Source organism: Pontibacterium granulatum, from assembly GCF_029961155.1.
GTDB classification, from domain to species: Bacteria; Pseudomonadota; Gammaproteobacteria; order Pseudomonadales; family Balneatricaceae; genus Pontibacterium; species Pontibacterium granulatum.
This window is the reverse complement of the sequence record NZ_JASBRH010000009.1, coordinates 13432-33170: the sequence shown is the minus strand read 5'-3', so window position 1 is coordinate 33170 and position 19739 is coordinate 13432. Positions and strand designations below refer to the sequence as shown.

The window sequence follows — 19739 nt, the reverse complement described above, 5'->3', positions numbered from 1 at the left end:
GCCCCGAATATTTTCACAACCACCTCTTAGGCTCTATTGAATGGGTTGCATCCCGTGCTTAGGATTTTTTAGTGACCAACTGCCGATCCCGATCCTGCACGGGAAAGGAAGTTTCGGTTCATCAAACTGTGTGGCTTCAGTGCCAGCCGCTCGTTCGCTAACGCTTCAGCCAGATCGGTTAATCCGCCACGTAACGCCGCTTCTGTCAGCGTCCAATCAATGATGTCACGTTGGGCATGGCTACCGCCAAAACGATTAACGATCACGCGCGCGCTGTAGAGCTTTTCTGCCGCCTGTTTGTAGTCGCCATGCCAGAAGGCCGCGAAACCCTCGACCAGGGGGAGGCCTACTTGCTGTGCCCACATCTCCACCTGATTTACCGGAGAGGTGAGTGCTTTGTAGGTTGTGAGAATACGCTCCACCTCTTGACTCCGTCCCGCACCCAAATAGGCCATCACCGCATGCCAATCATTGAAGGGATATAGCTTTCCATCGGCGTGCTGGTCCCACATCGTCGCCAGCTCTTGCCAGCGGTCAGCAAGATCGCAATCCAGCAATGCTAAGCGCCAGAGGAGCGCAGAGGCGTCGACCATATCGAGTGCAACGGCACTGCGATCCTCCCGGACCGGGCCGTCATAGAGTGCCAGTGCTGCGTCGGTTTGACCCAGGTCCAGATGGTAGAGTGCCAGATGCCACCAGTTGTGCACTTTGAAAAAGTTGTCCTCTCCTGACCAATAGGGCTCTCGCGTGGTCATCCAACCAACGCCATCTTCGACCCGGCCCTGCATCTCCATAACATGCGCAACGGCATGATGGGCCCAGCAATCAAGCGGTTCCATTTCAACCGCCTGACGCCCATTCTCTTCTGCACGTCCGTAATTGCCGCTTTCTTCCAAGCCAAAGGCATACATACCCAGCAAAATCGAATAGCCGGGAATCTCGGGAGACCATTTGGGTAAGACCCGGGCGATCCGGTCGCGTAATCCTCTGGCATTGGCCCGGTAAAAGTCCATCAAATGACCACACTGTATTCCGACAAGATCCAGGGGGTAGGCGGCATTGTGATGATCCAGGGCGATAGCGGCAGCATCCCAGTTACCGTTGAGCACCAAGTTCAGTGCAGCAATATGGGATCTTTCCCTGTCGTTGAGTGATAGCGATTTGGCTTTATCAACATTCGACAGCGCTGCCTGCACGGCGTCAGGTTCAGTCGCCGTGGCGCAGAGATATGCTTTCAGGATATACGCCATCGCAAAGTCTGGCGCATCTTCGATGGCGGTATCCAAATGCGCAAAGGGATCACCGCGATAGAGATTGAAGGCTATGACGGCTTGGTTGTATTGCTCTAGCGCTGTTGGCGTTGCGCCGGAGAGAGGATTGCCTTGTTGGTCAGATAACATTACCGAAGCCTCCCGCTGTGTCCTGATGACTCAAACGAACGATGTTGCTCAAAGTGGTGTTTAAGCTTCGCAATTTCGCTCGGTTGCCTCGTTATTAATGACGATAAAACTAAATGAAATTGTAGTTCAGCTGTTCGCCTAATGAAGCAAGAAACGCGGTAGGAAAGCTGAGGATGCCAGGTTTGAATTCAACGTGGCCTTCTAGGAGCGATCATGCAGCTTTTGTTGCTTTAGGGGAGGCAACTAATCTCTTTCCAGCTTATTCCTCAAGCAGCTGCCAATTTGCGAAGCCATTCTTCATTTCACCCTTTTCCAACTCCTGCCCAACTAATCGACAGCTGGTCTGTTGGGGATGGGTTTTGATCCCGATATAGGCCCGTACGAGGTTTGCGACTGTGGCTTCCTGTAGCACGATCTCTTCGCCGGATTTCAGCTTAATTGTTGTACGCAGATGCAGGTGTCCTGGAGGTGGAGCGATATGTATTTCGGAGATATCTGCGTTGGTTAGGATGCGTGTCTTATCGTTCATCTCTGACTCCCAATGCTTAAGCACGGTGGTGCTTATATCAGGATAAGACAGGTTTTAGAGTTACGAGGTAAGAGAAGCACTGAGAAAAGAACCCAGCAGGTCGCCGGGTTCTGGACATGGCGCTGTTGATGAAGGTGGGGGTTAAGTACGCGGATACAGTGTTTCTGTAAAACCATCCACACCGACGATTTGGCCCGATACATGGCGGCTGTAATCGGAGCAGAGGAAACAGATCATATCCGCGATCTCCTCCGGATCGACGTAGCACTGCATAGAAGTGCCGATGGCGTAGAGGCGGCGTACCTCTTCCGGATCGATATCTTCGGCTTCTGCATGGGCCTTGATGATGCGCTCCATGCGCTCGCCATTCACGTTACCCGGTACGATACCGTTTACGCGGATATTGTCCGGGCCCAGTTCCATCGCCAGGGTTTTGGTCAGGCCGGTAACCGCCCATTTCGCCGCGACGTAGGGGCTACGGTTTGGGAAGCCCAGGATACCGGCAGCAGATACCAGATTGATGATCACACCCGACTGCTGTTGCTTAAATACCGGCACTGCGCGGCGTGCGCAGTAGAATTGACCATCGATACATACGCCCATGCACTGACGCCATTCGTCATTGCTCACATCTTCGATGGGCGCTGTTGGCCCGCCGATACCCGCGTTGTTCACCAAAATATCCAGACCGTCCGGCAGGATCTGGTCGAACATCGCATCCACCTGCGCCGGATCGGATACGTCACACATAAAGGTGGTGATTTCGTCAGGCAGGCTTGCCAGCGCCGCTTCATCCAAATCACAGGTAAACACGGTGGCGCCCAGGTTGTGCATCGCCAGGGCGGTGGCGCGACCCATACCCGCGCCACCGGCGGTGATCACTACTCGTTTTCCGGCAAGAGATACGTTCATTCATTACACCTTTTACTTCGTATTTATTTTTGTTGTTTGCTTACGCCGCGTTGACCTGACCACGTACACCGTCTTCAGACGGCGCGCGAGGTACCAGCGCACGCACCAGATCTTTCATGCAGATGGTGCCGACCGCTTCGCTGCCGTTCTTCACCAGATACACTTTGCTGGTGTCACCGTCGGAGTGGGAGATCACATCTTCCAGCGTGTCGTTGTAATCGACCGTACCGGCATGGGCGGCGGTGCTGTCAGACAGCGGGCGCATCACCGAACGGACACGCAGTACGCGGGCGCGGTTGATGTCGCTGACAAAGTCCTCGATATACGGATCGGATGGGTTGAGCAGGATGTGCTGTGGCTCTCCCTGTTGCACCACTTCACCGTCTTTCAGGATTACAAGGTGATCTGCCAGTTTCAGGGCTTCATCCAGGTCGTGGCTGATAAAGATGATGGTTTTGTGCAGCTCTTTCTGTAGCTCCAGCAGCAGGTCCTGCATATCGGTACGGATCAGCGGATCGAGTGCCGAGAAGGCTTCATCCATCAGCATTACCGCCGAGTTGGAGGTCAACGCGCGGGCGATACCGACACGCTGCTGCATACCGCCAGACAGCTGGTGAGGATAGTGATCTTCAAAGCCTGCCAGGCCAACACGGTCCAGCCACTTACGGCCTTCCTGATCGGCATTTTCGCTGCTTTCACCACGCACGCGCAGGGCGGTGCCGGCGTTTTCCAGCACGGTTTTGTGTGGCAGCAGGGCGAACTTCTGGAACACCATCGACATACCTTGCTGACGCAGTTTACGCAGGTCGTTGTCAGAGAGCGTCATCACATCCACGCCATCGATCAGGATCTGGCCGTCGGTCGGTTCGATCAGGCGGTTAAAGTGACGGATCAGGGTGGATTTGCCGGAGCCGGACAGGCCCATGATCACCGTGATCTCGCCATCCTTTATGTCGATGTTGATATCTTTCAGGCCCAGCACGTGGCCATGCTGTTCCAACAGTTCTGCTTTCTCGATGCCATTCTTGGCGTGTACCAGCGCTGATTTCGGATCGGAGCCGAAGATCTTGTACAGATTCTTAATCGATACTTTTACATTTGCAGTCATCGTCAGCGCCCTCAGTTCTGCTGTGATACGTCAACGCGGGCCAGGGTGGCTTTGCTGACACGGTCAAGAAGGATGGCCAGGATTACGATGCAGAAGCCGGATACCAGGCCTACACCCAATTCAAGGTTGTTGATGCCGCGCAGTACCAACACACCCAAGCCCGGTGCGGATACCAGCGATGCAATGACCACCATCGCCAGGGACATCATGATGGTCTGGTTCACACCGGCCATGATGTTCGGCAGGGCCAGTGGCAGCTCTACGCTGAGCAGCTTCTGACGGGCGCTCATACCGAAGGCGTTGGCGGCTTCGATGATGTCCTGATCAACCAGGCGAATACCCAGATCGGTCAGGCGGATCACCGGCACGATCGCATACAGGATGATGGCGATACCGTAGAGCTTGGATTCAGTCACACTGAACAGGAAGATCAATGGGATCAGGTACACGAACGATGGCAGCGTTTGCAGCATATCCAGCACCGGGATCACGGCTTTCTGCAGACGGTCGTTCTTCGACATCGCTATACCTACCGGTACCCCCAGGAGTACGCTGAGCCCGGTACAGACGAAGATGATCGCCATGGTTTGTACGGCGTAGGTGTAGTGGTCGATAAACGCCATAAACAGCCAGGTAAACGCAACCAGCAGGGTGGCGCTTTTGGAGCGGGTAATAAACTGTACCGCGACCAGCGTCAGGGCAATCAGCAGCCACCACGGTATGGACACAAACATCCAGATCGATCCGTCCAGCAACCAGCTCAGAGGCTGGGTCAGCGGATCAAGCACAAACTGCAGGCTGCTTTTGATGTCGAGGAAAAACTGCTCGACACCCGAGGTCATATCTCGTGTACGTGGGATCGCATTGCACGAGGCGTGCAGCTCATCCAGCGACGGGAAGGGGACGTTCCAGGCAGAGGTTTCTTCTGCCTGGGTGCCTTTGCTGCGGGTCAGCAGTTCCGCCATGGTCATCGGGCCACCTTTGGCATCGGCGCCGCACCACTCTTTTAACCCTAGCGAATCGAAAATCGAATCATAGAATGCCATTGTTCTTATCCTGTTTATTCTTATTCAGTGCCCCGCCTGGTTGAACGTCGGCTCGTGGGCGGGTGTCGCTACTTCGCTACTTGGGTTGAGATGCTGGAGCACAAAGCCCATGGGCAGCAGTCTGTGTAGCCAATACGCGAGGGGAGAGGAGCTTGCGGCTGTGTGAGCCACAAGCCCCATCGGCAGTTGCTTAGTTCAGCAGGCCCGCCAGGTTTTTACGGGCATCGTCATTGATCCACTGGGACCAGGTGCCTTGCTGAGTGGTAATGAAGTGAACCGCGGTCTCTTCAGAAGAGGCCTTGTTCTCTTCCTGCCAAGCCAGCAGTTTGCCCATTTCGGCGTTGGTGAAGGTCACCCTCTTCATCAGCTCCAGTACTTCAGGTGCGCGCTTCGCCAGATCGGCGGTGATTGCAGTCACAACCGGTGCAGACGGAAGGGAGGTTTTCTGTGGGTTCGCACACTCTTCACTCTGAGCACAGGTGTGAGCCGCATCGTCGTAAGGGCCCAGATCGACCGCAACCATCTCGTACTTACCCAGAACGGAGGTTGGCGCCCAGTAGTAGCCGAACCAAGGTTCTTTGTTGTTGTAAGCAGACGCGATGGAGGCAGCCAGGGTTTCACCGGAGCCGTGGTTGAAGACGCCCATCTTGTGGCCTTCAAAGTCGAACGCCTTGATCAGGTTGTCGTTCTTGATACGGATGCCCCAACCGTTAGGCGCATTGTGGAAACGGCCACCCACCAGTTCTGGATTGGCCAGTACACCTTCGATGGTTTTCAGCTCTGGGTGCTTATCTACCAGGTATTTAGGAATCCACCATGCGTCCTGGCCACCGTCAGACAGAATCTTGGCTGCGGTCACAACTTTGCCTTGCTCTTCCAGCTTGGTGTACAGCGGCACGGAGTTCAGCCACAGCTCGGTTACGATATCCGGCTTGCCGGTCTCCGCTACGGACGTTACAGAAGGCACAGTCGAGGTTGGAACGGTTTGTACTTTACAGCCGTAGCCTTCTTCCAGCAGGAATTTGGATACGTAAGTTACCAGCTGGGAGGACGCCCAGTTCATCTCACTGATGCTGATTTCACCGCAGTCAGCGTGTGCGGCAGTGGACATCATGGAAGTACCAGCGATAAAACCAGCAAATGCCAGGAGTGATTTTTTCATAGTCGTTTCCTTTAATTTTTATTGTTACTTAACCAGGTGGATTGCTGCTTGTTGGGAGGATTACCTCAGCCACACAATCCACGTGATGTTTAGATTTGTCTGATCGAAAACTTCTATGGCTGATACTAGAACCGTGCATGACCCGTTGTTAAATTTATAATTATTGGAAAGAACTTAAATGAAATTTATGTGGGGCGGGAAGGCCGGGTAGGTGCTTGTTTTCTAAGCGACATGGGGCTTGGCAGGGCGGGGCATAAATAAAATTTAAGGAAACGTTAACGATTTTAAATTTCAGTTGTGTTTTTGGCTGTTCTAGGATGCCCCTAACGATAGCTTCCAGTCAGCGGAATGGCTGGTAACAAAAATAACAAGTCAGACAAGCAACTATAAAAACAGACGGCGTTTTAACTGTATAAGCCCGTTGATGTTATTTACGTCCCAGCAGACGTGTTGATTACCTGGCTGATCTGAAAGGCGGGAGTACGCGTGAAGATTACCAATGTAAAAACGATGCAGGTGGAGATTCCCCTGCAGAAGCCCCTGATCACCGCGATCCATAAAACCGAGTCCGTCGGCTGTGTTCTGGTGATGATCGAAACCGATACCGGCTTGGTGGGGGAGAACTACGTCTTTGCCCTCAACAAAGCACGTCTGACCGTGTTCGAAGCGATGATCAACAGCCTGACCCAGTTCCTGATCGGTCAGAACCCGTTATACGTCGAGAAAATCTGGGAACAGATGTGGGTCGACTGTAACCCGCTGGGCCAAAAGGGCGTCACAGTATCCGCGATCTCCGCTATCGATACCGCTCTTTGGGACCTGATCGGCAAACAGGCCAACATGCCGCTGTACCAGCTGTTTGGCGCCTGCCGTGACCGCGTGAAAACCTACGCCAGCAGCGGCCTATGGTTGTCTGCGTCTATCGACGAACTAATCGATGAAGCCCACGGTTTTATCGAGCAGGGCTTCCGATCTATGAAGCTACGCCTGGGTAAAGAAAATCCGCGTGAGGACGTGGCCCGTGCCCGAGCATTGCGTGAAGCAGTGGGTGATGATATCGAAATCCTGACCGATGCCAACCAGTCCATGACGCCACGACAGGCAATCGCATTGGCCCGCCAGCTGGAAGACCTGAACATCGGTTGGCTGGAAGAACCGGTACCGGCCAATGACCTCGTCGGACACGCCCGTATTCTGGAAGCGATCAACATTCCTGTTGCCAGCGGTGAAACCGACTACACCCGCTTTGGTATGAAAGACATCCTCGATAAACGTGCCGTTGATGTACTGATGCCAGACCTGCAACGTATCGGTGGCCTGAGTGAATTTCGCCGTGCAGCCGCAATTGCATCTGCTTACCACACCCCAATTTCCACCCATATCTTTACCGAACAGAGCCTCGCCATCGCCGGATCTGCCAGCAACTGTATCTCGGTAGAACACGTGGACTGGTTCTCACCACTCTACAACGAAGAGATGCAGATCGAAGAGGGCGACATCCTGATGCCGGAAGCACCGGGGCTGGGCTTCACCTTCGATTATGACTTTATCGAAGGGCATCGGATTAAGGGGTAAGCGCTATCCGTTACCAATACATCTGAGCGAGAGAGGCTGGTCTGAGAAGACCGGCCTTTTTTGTGACTACAAACAATGGCTTACCTCTTCACACTACACAGTGATTGTGTGAGGATAGGCATCAGATTGACGCTATTCCCCTGATGGAAGTACACGCGATGTTAAGGAAAACGTATGCCTATCAACGATCTACCTTTCTTTTATTTTGTGTGTTCTATAGTGATTAAAAAATATCCACTGAATTTTACATGAATCCTTGGTGCGGTTTGAGTGTCTATTCTTATTACCGTAACGGATACTATAGGGAAATAAAATAATGAAAGGAACGAAAGCTCGCGGTGCTCATTTCTATTTGTTTCTTGCTAAGAAAATAACGCAGGGGTTTCGTGTAAAGAAAACTCCCAAAATCATCCTGGTTTCAAGAATAATTCATGCATTAAGTGACGTTTCTGAAGATTCAGTCGCATACTTTTCTAGGGTTTGTTATAGGAATAGAATAATAACTTCCTCTCTTAATCTTAAGGGTATTAAATCTGATCTGTTTATAGATCGTGAAAATCAATATGATCTTCCGTTGAGATTTCAGATCAAATTGTTTGAACAATTCGTAAAGGATCATGCTGCAGACATAAATACGTTCTATGATCTTAAGTGCAAGTTAGAAAGCGCTTTGATTATAGGTGATTATGAGCAGTCTTTGAGTTTGGTTGATCGGATTGATAGCCTTTGTGGAAGTAGTATTTGGGCTATAGATGCTCGAATGAGTATTTATAATAGATTCAAAAAATTGGAAGAGCTTGATCGATTTAAAGAGTCATTCAATGATAGCGATATCTCGCATGTTGCACATGTAATATATAGTAAACATACTGCAAAAAGCCCTGAGGCTTTTAAGAACCAAGTGTTAGGTAATTTGCTTAAGGAGTTTAGAAGTAATGGGAGTGAGCGTTATGCCGACTTACTATCTTTATATTTGTTGCCAAGAGATAAGGATAAAGATATTTCAGTAGAAGAACTGCTATACCTTTCTCAGAAATTGAGCCCGGTTGATAGACTGTTCATATATAAGAGAGTATCGGTTGCATATCTCGATGTTAAAGGAGATTTTTCTTACGAGTGGGAACGGCTGCTGTTTGAATTTAGTGAGGCAGTCTGCGGTTATCTAACGGATACATCCTGGACACATATCAGTGATGCAAGAAGCGGAGGAATATGCATACGAGTGGATTCTCGCCTCAGAAAAATTATTCAACTCTACTCATCAGGAGATTATGAGAGGGTAGTGAAATGCTGTGAGGCTGCACTTGTGGAAAATCCACGGGATTTTTCAGTTATGGATATCTACTCTAGAGCTTTAATTTACCTTGGTCGCCAGGATGAGCTCGACGATGACGATGAAGATGTGGCAATTTGTGGTGTTCATCAACAGATAGCGACAACACTATGCAGTCTTTTAATATCAACACAAAGCTATCAAATGTCAAAAAGCACTTTAGAGAATTTTTGCTTTAGATGGTTGTGTTTTGACTTTATCTTTTCCCTTCGGCCGTTGTGCTTTACAGCATATCCTTTTGTTGACCAAGATACTCTTAGTTCGTCCTGTAAAACATTAGGGTTTAGTGAGTTTGATCTTACTCCAAAATACTATTCATTTGCATTAAACGGTGATGAAGGATCAGAACGCAATGTAATATCGTCTACATTGAGTGTAGTGGACTACGAAAACCTAAGTGAAAGTCGAAAGTTACGATATGACTTAGAGGTGGAGTTGTCGAAAAGTACGCCAGATTCTCAAAAAGTTGATGCTATTCTTTCTGGGTTGGTTAGCGTTAAGGATATCCTAGCTTCGGAATATATGTATCTTTGGGCAAACTCGAAGATTTGTGTTGGTAGTTATATGGAGGTGATTAATAGAGTTTCAGAAGGATGCATAAATAGCATAAAAGATAGTGTTCTTTATCCTTTGAGAAAAATGTCGTCAATTATAAGTGGTGATAGGGAAAGGTATGAGGGCGAGATTTCTGCTCTGATCTGTTATTACTTTAATTTTCGGCTTAACGATTTTTCATCTAAAGAGGCTACCTCTGAATTTTTGAAGACTATGTGCTTTCTGTAGGTGTGGATAAGCCTAGTGAGCTTGATTCTATTTGGGGTGATTTAGATCAGGAGAAGAGTTTCTTTTTGGAATCAATATGTACGCCAGAGATCATGGGGATACTAGTTGAAATTGACACCAAACAAAAGCTCCTGTTTGAAAGGTTGAAAGTTATAGATTTTTTAAAGACTAGAAAAGGAGAGGGAGACGAAGCTCTAAACTCAGAGGAACAGAAGATTTATGAAGAACTACTTTTAGATAATGTGTCATCTCATAGTGTTACCAACAAAATAACTATAGATTCAGATGGTATTAAAAAATCAAAGCTTAAAGATTATGGGGCCTACCTTGAATATCTAGGTTTTTTGGATGGGATTTCAGAATCTGACTTAGCTAATTTTGTAAATGATTCAGGTGAGGAAATCTCAGAGGATGAAATAAAGCAGTTTCTGATTGGAACCGTGTACGATAGCGTCTTAGAAGATTTCGTATTCGATGGAGACCATGGTCTAGTAAGGTATTTGAGCTCGGAAATTAGGCATGGTGTTTTGCCCAACCAGATAAGAAGTGTTCTAGAAGCATCTAACTTAGTTACTGTAAAAGTAGATGAGAATTCTTATGAGTCAAATAGTTATTGGCGGAATCAGTATGCGCTAGCAGCTCAAGAAGATTTTCTAGATTTTGTTGATGAGCAACTTGCTTGGTTTTCTACAAAGGTTGATGAACTAATTGATCTCGCTAATGGTTGGCCTGTTGCTACTCGAGACGCAACAAACAGAAGCGTTGCATTCAACTTGTCGTATAGTTCTGGAAAACTAGAGGAGTTTAGGGAGTTTACTTCACCCGCGAATACTCCAGAAGAATTCTTTACTTTGTGTGAGGATTTTGTATGGCAGCAACTAGACACCTGTTTCAGGGTCATGAGATCTCTTATAAATAAAGACCTAAAGCCAAAATTCAATAAGCTTTTTGATGAGTTAGTACTTCGCCTTAAGAGTAACCCAGCGAAGATCGAACTTAACATTCTTAGAGAAGAAATATTTCTCGCAAAAAATAAGGTTATTGAAGAGTTATCTTTGATCGAAGGCTGGTTTGTTAAGCCAGGAAATGATCATTATACAAGCATTTCTTTGGATTATGCTTTAAAGATTTCCATTGAGAATGTTCGGGGAATTTACGACCCAAGAGAGATTGCTATAGACTTTGAAGGAGTAGATTCTGACTGTTCATTGAATAAAAATGAAATGGTAGGACTAGTAAGGTCTCTAGTAACGTCATATCAAAATGCAATCAATCATGGCTGCAAGAATACTGGCTTTAAGGTTGTACCTCAGATCTCAGATGATGGTCGGGATATCGAAATCGTTGTTTCAAATTTTGTCTCTGTGGATAAGCTAAGAGAGATAAATAGAAAGAAAATATTGGATAAAGTACCTACTTTTAGTGTAGACGATAATCATGAATTACTCACTACAGAAGGAGGAACAGGGCTGTACAAGACATACAGATATTTAATCGATTTCTGTCAGAATGCTCAGTTTTCTGTTTCTGTTGACGAAAATGTTTTTAGTCAAAAAATGTGTATATCAAAGGCAATGTAAGGAGTCTATATGAATATTTTGCTTGTAGAGGACGGAGAATATAAGAGTGAGCGAGTAGTGGAATTTATACGGGAGCGATTTGAAACTGCTACAGTTGATTTATGTCGATCTTATTCGTCGGCGATCAAGAATATGATTAAGAACGACTACGACTTAACTATTCTAGATATGAGCTTGCCTACTTTTGATAATAATGGTCAGTCAGGTGGTGAGTTTAGAGCTTATGGCGGATTAGATATTGCCAGGCAGATCAAGAGAAGAAAAATTAATGTCGATTTTCTTTTTTTGACACAGTATAAATCCTTTACAGATAATCCTGCATTGGGAGGGATTGAGGATATCGATAGAATTGCTAAAGATGAATATAAGGATATGTATCTGGGGTGTATATTCTACGAACACGCTGGATTCGAATGGAAAGACGAGTTAGGAGAAGTAATTAGGCGTTATGAATAAGATTTTGATCGTAGATGATGACATTTCAAGAAGCTCTAAGCTACACCAAAGGCTTTTGACTTCATTTGATTCAATGAAAATTGATGTTGATATTGTCGCAAGCTACCAAGAAGCTCGGCGTGCATTGAAAAGATGCTACTACCCTGTCTTATTCCTAGATATGGCGCTTCCAGTGTATCAAGGGGAAAAGGATATTCTTGATGATGCTGGTGCTAAGATATTACGCGAGATATCTAAAGGTAGAATTCTAAAAAAGCCATTACGAGTTATAGGTTATACAGCTCTTGAAAAAGATACATCAGCCATGGAGTTGGAGTTTGAAAACTTAGGTTTTAAACTTTACCATTCAAGGTCGGGCGACTTTTCTTGGCTAACTAAGGCAGTAAGCCAAGCACGTTATTCATTTAGTTCGCTCGACTCAGTGGAAACACAGGAAAGAGAGCTGGCTGTTGTGACTGTCCACGGAATTCTCACGTTTGGAAGTTGGCAGGAGGATCTTTATTGCAAAATTGATTCAGAATATTGTGATAAAGACGTATCTCATCTTAGCTTTAAATATACAAGATTTGATGTTTTTAGCTTTTTGATGCCAATTCTTAGAGATGCCATTGTTTCGAGGTTTAGACGCGACCTTAAGCGTTGGATTGAACAAAATAGCTCTAAAAGAATTGTTTGCTTTTCCCATAGCTTTGGTACTTATGTTCTGATTAATGCATTGGAGTCATTTGATGAACATTTGCTCCAGCATATTGATCTTGTTGTATTGAGTGGTAGTGTTCTTAAACAGGATCATGACTTTAGTCAGCTCAGAAACTGCAAGGGTATTAGGATTGTTAACGACTGTGCGGTTCACGATAAAGCACTTTTAGCAAGTATGGCGTTTGTTCCTGGTACAGGGATGGACGGGAAGGTTGGTTTTAGTACTTTGTCTGATGATAATTTCGTTAATAGGTTTTTTTCAGGTGGGCATAGTAGTTTTTTTTGTAAGGATTCTGGGTTTATTGATGAATATTGGATGCCGCTTCTTGATTCTGATCATTCATTAAAAGCTGTCGCTTTTGATGGGGATTACTCCTTGTTAGACAAGGCTTTAGATAATTTTGCAAAGTTATTTGGTGTGTTTAAGGCTGCTTATGCTCCGTTGATTTTGCTTTTTATATGCTGGTATGTTTATGACTGGAATTAGTAACTAGTACAGAATTTAGGTCGGATGTTCAATGGGAGGGTGTTACTCTCCCTTTCTTTTTTGTTCGAACTATTTTTCTCTAAAAGGTAACAAGAAAAATTCCAAGATTACTTGAAGCGTGTTCGAATTATAGAGAGTGTTGAATAAATATAATTTTCTTTTGTATTAAGGCATTTATGTCCGTTCCATGTCGCGCTAACAAGGCTGGAAAGTTCGTGCCAGTTGTTCAAAAGGTAATCCATTATTGGAATGTCTAAACATTTCTTTGGTAACCAATTATTCCATCATTGGTTGGTCTAGCTAACCAACACTAGTAGACAACTTCTATAATCCAGTTTACGCGTGGCACGGAGGGGGAGGCCTAGATATGTTAATATTCCACGCTGAAACGCACATCACACCCCATACTCCCCAACAAATCGCGTAGCCCTTAACCCTTCAATTGCCTGTAGTACGGCGGGATCATTCCGCCGTGCATCGGCAACCGCCAGATAGATCGTCAGCTTAAACTCCCTCGCACCTTCTACCCGAAACAGTTTCCCTTCCTCCAAATACTTCTGCACCGTGGAGTGGGCGAGGTAGGCTGATCCACCACGCTCCAGCATCTGTTCCAAAGCCTGGTATTCCAGTGCCAGGGTAATACGGTGGTGGGGCACATCCGGGTATTCGTGGTTGTGTTGCTCCTGAAACTGATGGCCCCAGTCGATGTAGATGTAGCCCTCGGTATGACCGCTGCCTACAGTACGTGGTTCGGTAGAGACCAAAATCAGCGGTTCTTCGAACAGGGGCTCCATATGTAGCCCGGGGCTGTGCATCGGTTCAAAAATTAGGGCCAGATCGAGCAGACCGTCTCGCATCTCGTTGAGCAGGAAGACCGAGTAGTCAGACTGAATACGGGTGGCGATGCCGGGGGCATTCTCGTTCATCCAATCCAGCCAGTCAGAGTAGAGCTTGTTCCAGTAATGCACCGGAATGCCCAGGCTGACTATGCCTTCTACACCCGGTGGCAGAGAGACCTCCTGCTGGGCCTGCTGCCAGGTTTTCACCACGGAAAGGGCGTAGGGATAAAAAGCCTTGCCGCCGTTGTTCAGCGCAACGCCGTCCCGTTTACGGGTGAACAGTTCACGGTTGAGCCGTTCTTCCAGTGCCTTGATTCGGGCACTGACGGTGGACTGGGTGATATGCAGGTTTTCAGAGGCTTTCTGAAAGCTGCCAGTGGCGGTGACTTCCAGGAAGGCGCGCAGGTTCTCGATATTCATAACAGCCTTTTATCCACTTGCTGGTTATCAACTTGGTGGTAATTTACATCGAATCGCGTAGCAGCGGTCTTTTATGCCCTTTAGGGTGCCGACTGCGACAAGGCCGCAAAGCCTGCACCAAAGCGCGGTCGCCCTCGGAGAGGGCTGCTACAGTAGTTTGCAGGTACGATGTAATTTATCGCCCGTTTAATATCCGTTCATCCTAAAACAGGGGGAGACGGTATTCCGAAATATGAAAACAAAAAAGCCCGCGATCATTAAGAAAGCGGGCTTTGTTTATCACGTTCTCAGGTTACACCCGTTCGTGCCTCAGGCCTTTGTACAGGCTCAGACACATCAGCAACAGTACGATACAGAACGGGAAACCGGTGGACACGGTTGCCGCTTGCAGCGATCCCAGGCCACCACCCAGCAGCAGTGCGATCGCTACCAGACCTTCAAACGAGCACCAGAAGATGCGTTGTGGCAGTGGTGGGTTCAGGATACCACCCGCGGTGATCGTATCGATTACCAGAGAACCACTGTCAGACGAGGTTACGAAGAAGATCACGATCAGCAGCAGGGAGATAAACGATACGATAAAGCTCATCGGTAGTTCAGCCAGCAGGCGGTAAAGCACCACTTCAGGCTGCCAGTTGTTTACGGCTTCACGCACACCGTCGTAGCCGCCTGCCATCTGCTCGATTGCTGCGCCACCAAATACGGTCATCCACAGCAGACAGAAGAGCGTTGGCACGATCAGTACACAGACGATGAATTCGCGTACGGTGCGGCCTTTACTGATGCGGGCGATAAACATGCCCACGAATGGAGACCACGCGATCCACCATGCCCAGTAGAATGTAGTCCAGCCATGATAGAAGCCGGTGTCTTCTCGTCCTACAGGGTTGGACAGTGGGAAGCTGTACATCAGATAGTCGCCCAGCCCGATTATAAACTTGCTCAGCAGTTCCAGTGTTGGGCCGCTGAACAGTACGAACAGCAGCAGGCCAACCGCCATTACCATATTGATCTCACTGAGGCGTTTTACACCAGAATCGAGACCCGCTACACAGGAACCGATCGCAATCATCGTGATACCGATGATCAGAACAACCTTTACGATATTGGACGGGGAGATCTCGAACAGTTCGTTCAGGCCCGCGGCGATCTGCTCGGCGCCGTAACCCAGCGAGGTTGCCAAACCAAAGATTGTGGCAAAGACCGCCAGGATATCGATTACGTGACCGGTAAAGCCCCATACGCGGTCACCCAGCAGAGGGAAGAATGCTGAGCGCAGTGTTAGTGGCAGCCCGTGGTTAAAACTGAAGTACGCTAACGCCAAGCCAACAACCGCGTACACCGCCCAGGCACTCATACCCCAGTGGAAGGTTGCCGCGGCGATACCAAGGCGTGCTGCTTCAGGGGCATCGGGTGATATACCCAGTGGTGGGTTGAGCATATGCGTAACCGGCTCAAGCACACCAAAGAACATCAGGCCGATACCGATACCGGCAGAGAACAGCATCGCCAGCCAACCTGGATAGCTGAATTCTGGTTTGGCGTCAGGGCCGCCGATTCTTACGCGACCGGTCTTGGAGAAGGCGACGTACAGGCAAAACAGGATGAAGAAGTTGATGCTACCCACAAAGAACCAGTCAAGCTGGGTGGTCAGCCAAGGGCGCAGTTCGTTAAAGAACGTGCCGGCCTGTTCCTGAAAGACTAGGGTTAATGCGACAAATACAACGATGCATACTGCAGAGACGGGAAAGACCAAGTTATGGATATCCAAACCAAATGGCTGGATGTTGTCTTGTCCTATCTGGTAATCCGTTGTCGTTGAAAGAGGCGCTGGTTTATCAGCATTTGACATGTTACTACGTAACTCCCTGATGGATTTATAGTTTTTATAATAGGTTATAAGAACCGTGTGCATCCGCACAAAACGTTAGAACTATAAGTTTAGTTCAATCAAAAAGACAGGCCGGGTCGGGAATAAAGCCAACCGGCCTGTGAGAGGGACAGAGGGTTCTTGTCTTAAAACGGCCCGCACCGGGGTGATGCAGGCTGTGTGGCAGTTGTCTGTTAGGTGCGTAGGAGCTGGTCGGATTTCTCTTCGATCAGCTTGAGCACGCTCAGGTGAGGGACTTCCGCGCCGTATTTGTCGGTCGCAACTTTGTAGTTGTCGTATACGCTGTTTGCCAGCGTCATATCGATACCCAGGTGGCTGCCCAGTTCGGTGATCAGGCGCATGTCTTTGGTTGCCAGACCCAATGCGAAGGAGCGGTCATAGCTGCCATCCAGCACTTTCGGGATGTAGTTGTCGACCACGTAGCTCTGCGCGCAGCTGTTCTGCAATACGTTGTGCAGGACATTGAGGTCCAGATCTGCTTTAGCACCCATCATCAGTGCTTCACCGATACCCATTGCCACCAGGTAGTTCAGGTGCAGCTGGGACAGCTTGGTTACATAGCCTGCACCTGCAGGCCCCATGCGTACCGCTTTCTTGGTGAACGCGTCCAGCATAGGTGCGAACTTCGCCAGAGTTTCTTCTTCGACGCCCAACAGCATGGTCAGGGTGCCTGCGGCTGCGCCTTCGGAACCGCCGGTTACCGGCGCATCGATCAGCGTCATGCCTGCCGGTGCGGCTTCGCGTACCTTTTCCCACTCCGCCAGTTCGTTGGTGCTGGTTTCAAACCAGGTTGCGCCCGGAAGTGCATTTTCCAGAATGCCGTCTTCGCCAAAGGCCACCTGATTTACCTGCACAGAACTTGGCAGGGAGGTGAAGATCACTTCACAGCGTTGAGCGATGTTCTTAACGGAGCCGCCCGCAGACGCGCCGTTAGCGATGAATTGATCCACCACGGTCTGGTTCAGGTCCAGTACCAGCAGTTCGTCACCCTGAGATTTGCAGTAATCGAGCAGGTTCGCAGCCATGCCTGAACCCATATTGCCCAGGCCAATAAAACCGATTTTCATTTTTGTTATCCGTTCTTATATGTTGGGTAAGGCCGGCAGCCTTGCTTTAGTGGTGCTGCCGGCGTACTGATCTGATGGCGAATGGATCAGAACTTGTAGGACGGGTCTGCGCGGTCACATTTGCGCAGCAGTCCTGGCCATTCGTATTTGCCCGGAGGGAAGGACTCATACTGCTTGGCAGCCAGTTCCCACAGTGCCGGGTCGCCGTGTTCCAGCTCGTAGCCGGACGAAGTCGCTTGCAGAGCCACTTCGCAGGTACGGATCAGGTAGTACATGTTCATGAAGCACTCGCCTGCGGTTTCACCTACGGTCAGGAAACCGTGGTTGCGCATGATCAGGCAGCTGTTTTCGCCCATGTTTTCAGCGATACGGAAACGTTCTTCAGGGTCTACAGACAGACCTTCCCAATCGTGGAAACCAACCTTGCCGTACAGCATGGAGGAGTCCTGAACCAGGAATGGCAGCTCTTTGAATGCGGTGGCTGCGGTGCAGGATTTAGGGTGCGCGTGGAATACAAACTTGTTGTTGCGGTGGCTGTCGCTCAGGTGGATTGCACCGTGGATGATGAAACCGGCGGTATTCACATCACTTGGACCTTCCAGTACGTTGCCTTCTTCGTCCACCTTGATCAGGTTGGACGCGGTGACCTCTTCGTAGTTCAGACCGAAGCGGTGCATATAGAAGTGGTGATCGGAACCCGGCACACGTGCGGTGATGTGGTTCCAGATGGTGTCATCCCAGCCAAACAGATGGGTCAGGCGGAACATCGCTGCCAGATCGATACGAACCTGTTCCTGCTGCTGTTCCAGTGTTAGCTCTTGTGTGGTTGTCATCTTTTCATCTCTCTATTGTTTTTATGTTGCTATTAACCCGGCGGAAAAATAGGTTCCCTTCCTATTTTTCCGTCGCCCAATAAAAACGGGCGCAGTTACGCGGAACTGCTTGTTTTTATTGAGCTCGCATTGGCCTATGGCCAATGTTGATGCGTCCATGCATCAAGCGATTAACCCGCCGGGTTAATCGGTGTCCGGATTGGTTCGCTTATGCCGAGGCAGCGATCCGGGCAGGGTGTTGATGCAGCGGAAACGGTTCCTCGCCGTTTTCGATGCGTAATATGTTGTCGGCGATCAGTCGTGCCGCCGAGCGGGCATAAGTCGCACCCGACATGTGTGGCGTTACGGTCACGTTGGGGTGACGCCAGAAACGGGAATACTCGGGCAGCGGCTCGATGCTGAAGGCGTCCAGAACCGCGTGACTCAGTTGGCCACGGTCCAGTGCCGCCAGCAGATCCACATCGCGGATCACGTCGCCACGGCTGATATTGATCAGCGCGGCAGATTGCGGCAGCTGATTCAGCAGTGTGCTGTCGATAAAACCGATGGTGTCGGGGGTAACCGGCAGGCAGTTCACCAGAACATCGGTTGATTGCAGAGATGCACCTAACTGGTCAGGGCCTGCGTAACAGGTCACCCCATCCAGCTGCTGTTCAAAGCGATCCCAGCCGGATACGTTGAAGCCGTTCAGTTGCAGTCGATTGGCAACCTCTTTACCTACGGCACCCAGGCCCAGCACGGTAACCTTGTAGTCCTGGGGGGCGCAGATGTCGTGACGCTGCCAGACACGCTGGCTCTGCTGCTCGCGGTAGGTGTCATATTGGCGATGCAGGTTCATCACCCAATAGAGGGTGTAGAGCGCCATGTCTTTTAATACTTCGGGATCAACCAGCCGCACGATGGGTAGGTCCGGTACGGTTAGGTCCTGATCGATATGTTCGGTACCTGCACCCAACAACAGAATGCCTTTCAGATTGGGGTAACACTGCAGATCGCCCGCAGGGTGGTTCCAGATCACGGCGTATTCGATCTCGTCTGCCACCATGTCTACAGAGCTGAGCTGGTCATACCGGTAAACGGTTTTCTCGGGCAGCAGCATGGTGAGTTGCTCGTACCATGTCTGGTTGTCGTAGCCGTTATTGTTGAGAAGTATGGACATGCTCAGTCTCCGGTTGCTCAGGATTGCTTTCGTGGTGCAGACCCAGCACACCAACAAGGATCAGGACGATAAAACCGATGCGGCCAGGGCTGATGGCTTCCTGAAAGAACAGAACGCCCAACAGAGTGATCAGCACAATGCCGACACCGGACCACACCGCGTATACGATGCTTACGTCGAGGGTTTTCGCGCTGAGGGTGATCAGGCTGAGTGCGACTGCAAAGAACGCAAAACAGAGCACCGAAGCCGTGACATTGCTGAAGCCGTTAGATAGCTTCAGGCAAAAGGTGCCTGCCACTTCAAATACGATGCCCAACATCAACAGAGACCAGCCCGTCATGTCGAAACCCTCACTGTGAAAACCAACTGGCTTTCAATATCGAACTTCAGTGAAAAGCTGTAAAACGGAAAAAATTGGAGGGGGGTATCGGTTTTTTTGGTGGCTCTGAAAGCCCCGTGG

At 49.2% G+C, this 19739-nt stretch carries 17 protein-coding genes; 5 read left to right on the top strand and 12 right to left on the bottom strand.

Going from position 1 to position 19739, the window contains the following annotated elements:
* Positions 1 to 68 precede the first annotated feature (68 nt).
* The 6 genes from QKW35_RS10375 to QKW35_RS10350 form a co-directional block, all read right to left on the bottom strand.
* Positions 69 to 1400, bottom strand: a complete 1332-nt coding sequence (locus QKW35_RS10375; RefSeq protein WP_282352881.1) for a tetratricopeptide repeat protein — start codon at positions 1398 to 1400, stop codon at positions 69 to 71.
* 259 nt (positions 1401 to 1659) lie between these two features.
* Complete coding sequence (locus QKW35_RS10370) at positions 1660 to 1929, bottom strand: hypothetical protein (protein ID WP_282352878.1); 270 nt, start codon at positions 1927 to 1929, stop codon at positions 1660 to 1662.
* A gap of 141 nt (positions 1930 to 2070) precedes the next feature.
* Complete coding sequence (locus QKW35_RS10365) at positions 2071 to 2841, bottom strand: SDR family oxidoreductase (RefSeq protein ID WP_282352876.1); 771 nt, start codon at positions 2839 to 2841, stop codon at positions 2071 to 2073.
* Positions 2842 to 2881: 40 nt separating this feature from the next.
* Entirely contained in the window at positions 2882 to 3949 is a 1068-nt protein-coding gene (locus tag QKW35_RS10360; RefSeq protein WP_282352874.1) for a quaternary amine ABC transporter ATP-binding protein, read from the bottom strand.
* Positions 3950 to 3960: 11 nt separating this feature from the next.
* Entirely contained in the window at positions 3961 to 4995 is a 1035-nt protein-coding gene (locus QKW35_RS10355) for an ABC transporter permease (protein ID WP_282352872.1), read from the bottom strand.
* A 190-nt stretch (positions 4996 to 5185) separates the two neighbouring features.
* Entirely contained in the window at positions 5186 to 6157 is a 972-nt protein-coding gene (locus tag QKW35_RS10350) for an ABC transporter substrate-binding protein (RefSeq protein ID WP_282352870.1), read from the bottom strand.
* A 486-nt stretch (positions 6158 to 6643) separates the two neighbouring features.
* Here QKW35_RS10350 and QKW35_RS10345 point away from each other — a divergent pair, with 486 nt between their 5' ends.
* The 5 genes from QKW35_RS10345 (at position 6644) to QKW35_RS10325 (ending at position 13070) form a co-directional block, all read left to right on the top strand.
* A complete protein-coding gene (locus tag QKW35_RS10345) occupies positions 6644 to 7732 on the top strand; it encodes a mandelate racemase/muconate lactonizing enzyme family protein (RefSeq protein ID WP_282352868.1) in 1089 nt (362 codons plus the stop codon).
* 316 nt (positions 7733 to 8048) lie between these two features.
* Positions 8049 to 9848 (top strand): hypothetical protein, encoded by a 1800-nt coding sequence (locus QKW35_RS10340; protein ID WP_282352867.1) that lies wholly within the window; start codon positions 8049 to 8051, stop codon positions 9846 to 9848.
* Positions 9836 to 11428, top strand: a complete 1593-nt coding sequence (locus tag QKW35_RS10335) for a hypothetical protein (protein ID WP_282352866.1) — start codon at positions 9836 to 9838, stop codon at positions 11426 to 11428. The genes QKW35_RS10340 and QKW35_RS10335 overlap by 13 nt, the downstream gene beginning before the upstream one ends.
* Before the next feature lie 9 nt (positions 11429 to 11437).
* Positions 11438 to 11884 (top strand): response regulator, encoded by a 447-nt coding sequence (locus tag QKW35_RS10330; protein ID WP_282352865.1) that lies wholly within the window; start codon positions 11438 to 11440, stop codon positions 11882 to 11884.
* On the top strand, positions 11877 to 13070 hold the full coding sequence (locus QKW35_RS10325) for a response regulator (protein WP_282352864.1): 1194 nt from the start codon (positions 11877 to 11879) through the stop codon (positions 13068 to 13070). The genes QKW35_RS10330 and QKW35_RS10325 overlap by 8 nt, the downstream gene beginning before the upstream one ends.
* Positions 13071 to 13465: 395 nt before the next feature.
* On the opposite strand, the gene QKW35_RS10320 is transcribed toward QKW35_RS10325, so the two are convergent.
* From QKW35_RS10320 to QKW35_RS10295, 6 genes are all read right to left on the bottom strand, one after another.
* Positions 13466 to 14329, bottom strand: a complete 864-nt coding sequence (locus QKW35_RS10320) for a LysR family transcriptional regulator (protein WP_282352863.1) — start codon at positions 14327 to 14329, stop codon at positions 13466 to 13468.
* A 292-nt stretch (positions 14330 to 14621) separates the two neighbouring features.
* Positions 14622 to 16181: a BCCT family transporter gene (locus QKW35_RS10315; RefSeq protein ID WP_282352862.1), complete on the bottom strand. Its 1560-nt coding sequence runs from the start codon at positions 16179 to 16181 to the stop codon at positions 14622 to 14624.
* A gap of 212 nt (positions 16182 to 16393) precedes the next feature.
* Positions 16394 to 17287, bottom strand: coding sequence for an NAD(P)-dependent oxidoreductase (locus QKW35_RS10310; protein WP_282352861.1), 894 nt, complete (start codon positions 17285 to 17287; stop codon positions 16394 to 16396).
* A gap of 86 nt (positions 17288 to 17373) precedes the next feature.
* Positions 17374 to 18120, bottom strand: a complete 747-nt coding sequence (locus tag QKW35_RS10305; protein ID WP_282352859.1) for a class II aldolase/adducin family protein — start codon at positions 18118 to 18120, stop codon at positions 17374 to 17376.
* 208 nt (positions 18121 to 18328) lie between these two features.
* A complete protein-coding gene (locus QKW35_RS10300; protein WP_282352857.1) occupies positions 18329 to 19279 on the bottom strand; it encodes a 2-hydroxyacid dehydrogenase in 951 nt (316 codons plus the stop codon).
* Positions 19257 to 19619 carry a DMT family transporter gene (locus QKW35_RS10295; RefSeq protein WP_282352855.1) on the bottom strand — a complete coding sequence of 121 codons (363 nt, stop codon included), beginning with the start codon at positions 19617 to 19619 and terminating at the stop codon, positions 19257 to 19259. Before QKW35_RS10295 ends, QKW35_RS10300 begins: the two co-directional genes overlap by 23 nt.
* Positions 19620 to 19739 lie beyond the last annotated feature (120 nt).

What these genes read in the sequence shown, in the direction of transcription:
- QKW35_RS10375 (WP_282352881.1), bottom strand. Translation starts at nt 1,400, where the DNA reads ATGTTATCTGACCAACAAGGCAATCCTCTCTCCGGCGCAACGCCAACA.
- QKW35_RS10370 (WP_282352878.1), bottom strand. Translation starts at nt 1,929, where the DNA reads ATGAACGATAAGACACGCATCCTAACCAACGCAGATATCTCCGAAATA.
- QKW35_RS10365 (WP_282352876.1), bottom strand. Translation starts at nt 2,841, where the DNA reads ATGAACGTATCTCTTGCCGGAAAACGAGTAGTGATCACCGCCGGTGGC.
- QKW35_RS10360 (WP_282352874.1), bottom strand. Translation starts at nt 3,949, where the DNA reads ATGACTGCAAATGTAAAAGTATCGATTAAGAATCTGTACAAGATCTTC.
- QKW35_RS10355 (WP_282352872.1), bottom strand. Translation starts at nt 4,995, where the DNA reads ATGGCATTCTATGATTCGATTTTCGATTCGCTAGGGTTAAAAGAGTGG.
- QKW35_RS10350 (WP_282352870.1), bottom strand. Translation starts at nt 6,157, where the DNA reads ATGAAAAAATCACTCCTGGCATTTGCTGGTTTTATCGCTGGTACTTCC.
- QKW35_RS10340 (WP_282352867.1), top strand. Translation starts at nt 8,049, where the DNA reads ATGAAAGGAACGAAAGCTCGCGGTGCTCATTTCTATTTGTTTCTTGCT.
- QKW35_RS10330 (WP_282352865.1), top strand. Translation starts at nt 11,438, where the DNA reads ATGAATATTTTGCTTGTAGAGGACGGAGAATATAAGAGTGAGCGAGTA.
- QKW35_RS10325 (WP_282352864.1), top strand. Translation starts at nt 11,877, where the DNA reads ATGAATAAGATTTTGATCGTAGATGATGACATTTCAAGAAGCTCTAAG.
- QKW35_RS10320 (WP_282352863.1), bottom strand. Translation starts at nt 14,329, where the DNA reads ATGAATATCGAGAACCTGCGCGCCTTCCTGGAAGTCACCGCCACTGGC.
- QKW35_RS10315 (WP_282352862.1), bottom strand. Translation starts at nt 16,181, where the DNA reads ATGTCAAATGCTGATAAACCAGCGCCTCTTTCAACGACAACGGATTAC.
- QKW35_RS10310 (WP_282352861.1), bottom strand. Translation starts at nt 17,287, where the DNA reads ATGAAAATCGGTTTTATTGGCCTGGGCAATATGGGTTCAGGCATGGCT.
- QKW35_RS10305 (WP_282352859.1), bottom strand. Translation starts at nt 18,120, where the DNA reads ATGACAACCACACAAGAGCTAACACTGGAACAGCAGCAGGAACAGGTT.
- QKW35_RS10300 (WP_282352857.1), bottom strand. Translation starts at nt 19,279, where the DNA reads ATGTCCATACTTCTCAACAATAACGGCTACGACAACCAGACATGGTAC.
- QKW35_RS10295 (WP_282352855.1), bottom strand. Translation starts at nt 19,619, where the DNA reads ATGACGGGCTGGTCTCTGTTGATGTTGGGCATCGTATTTGAAGTGGCA.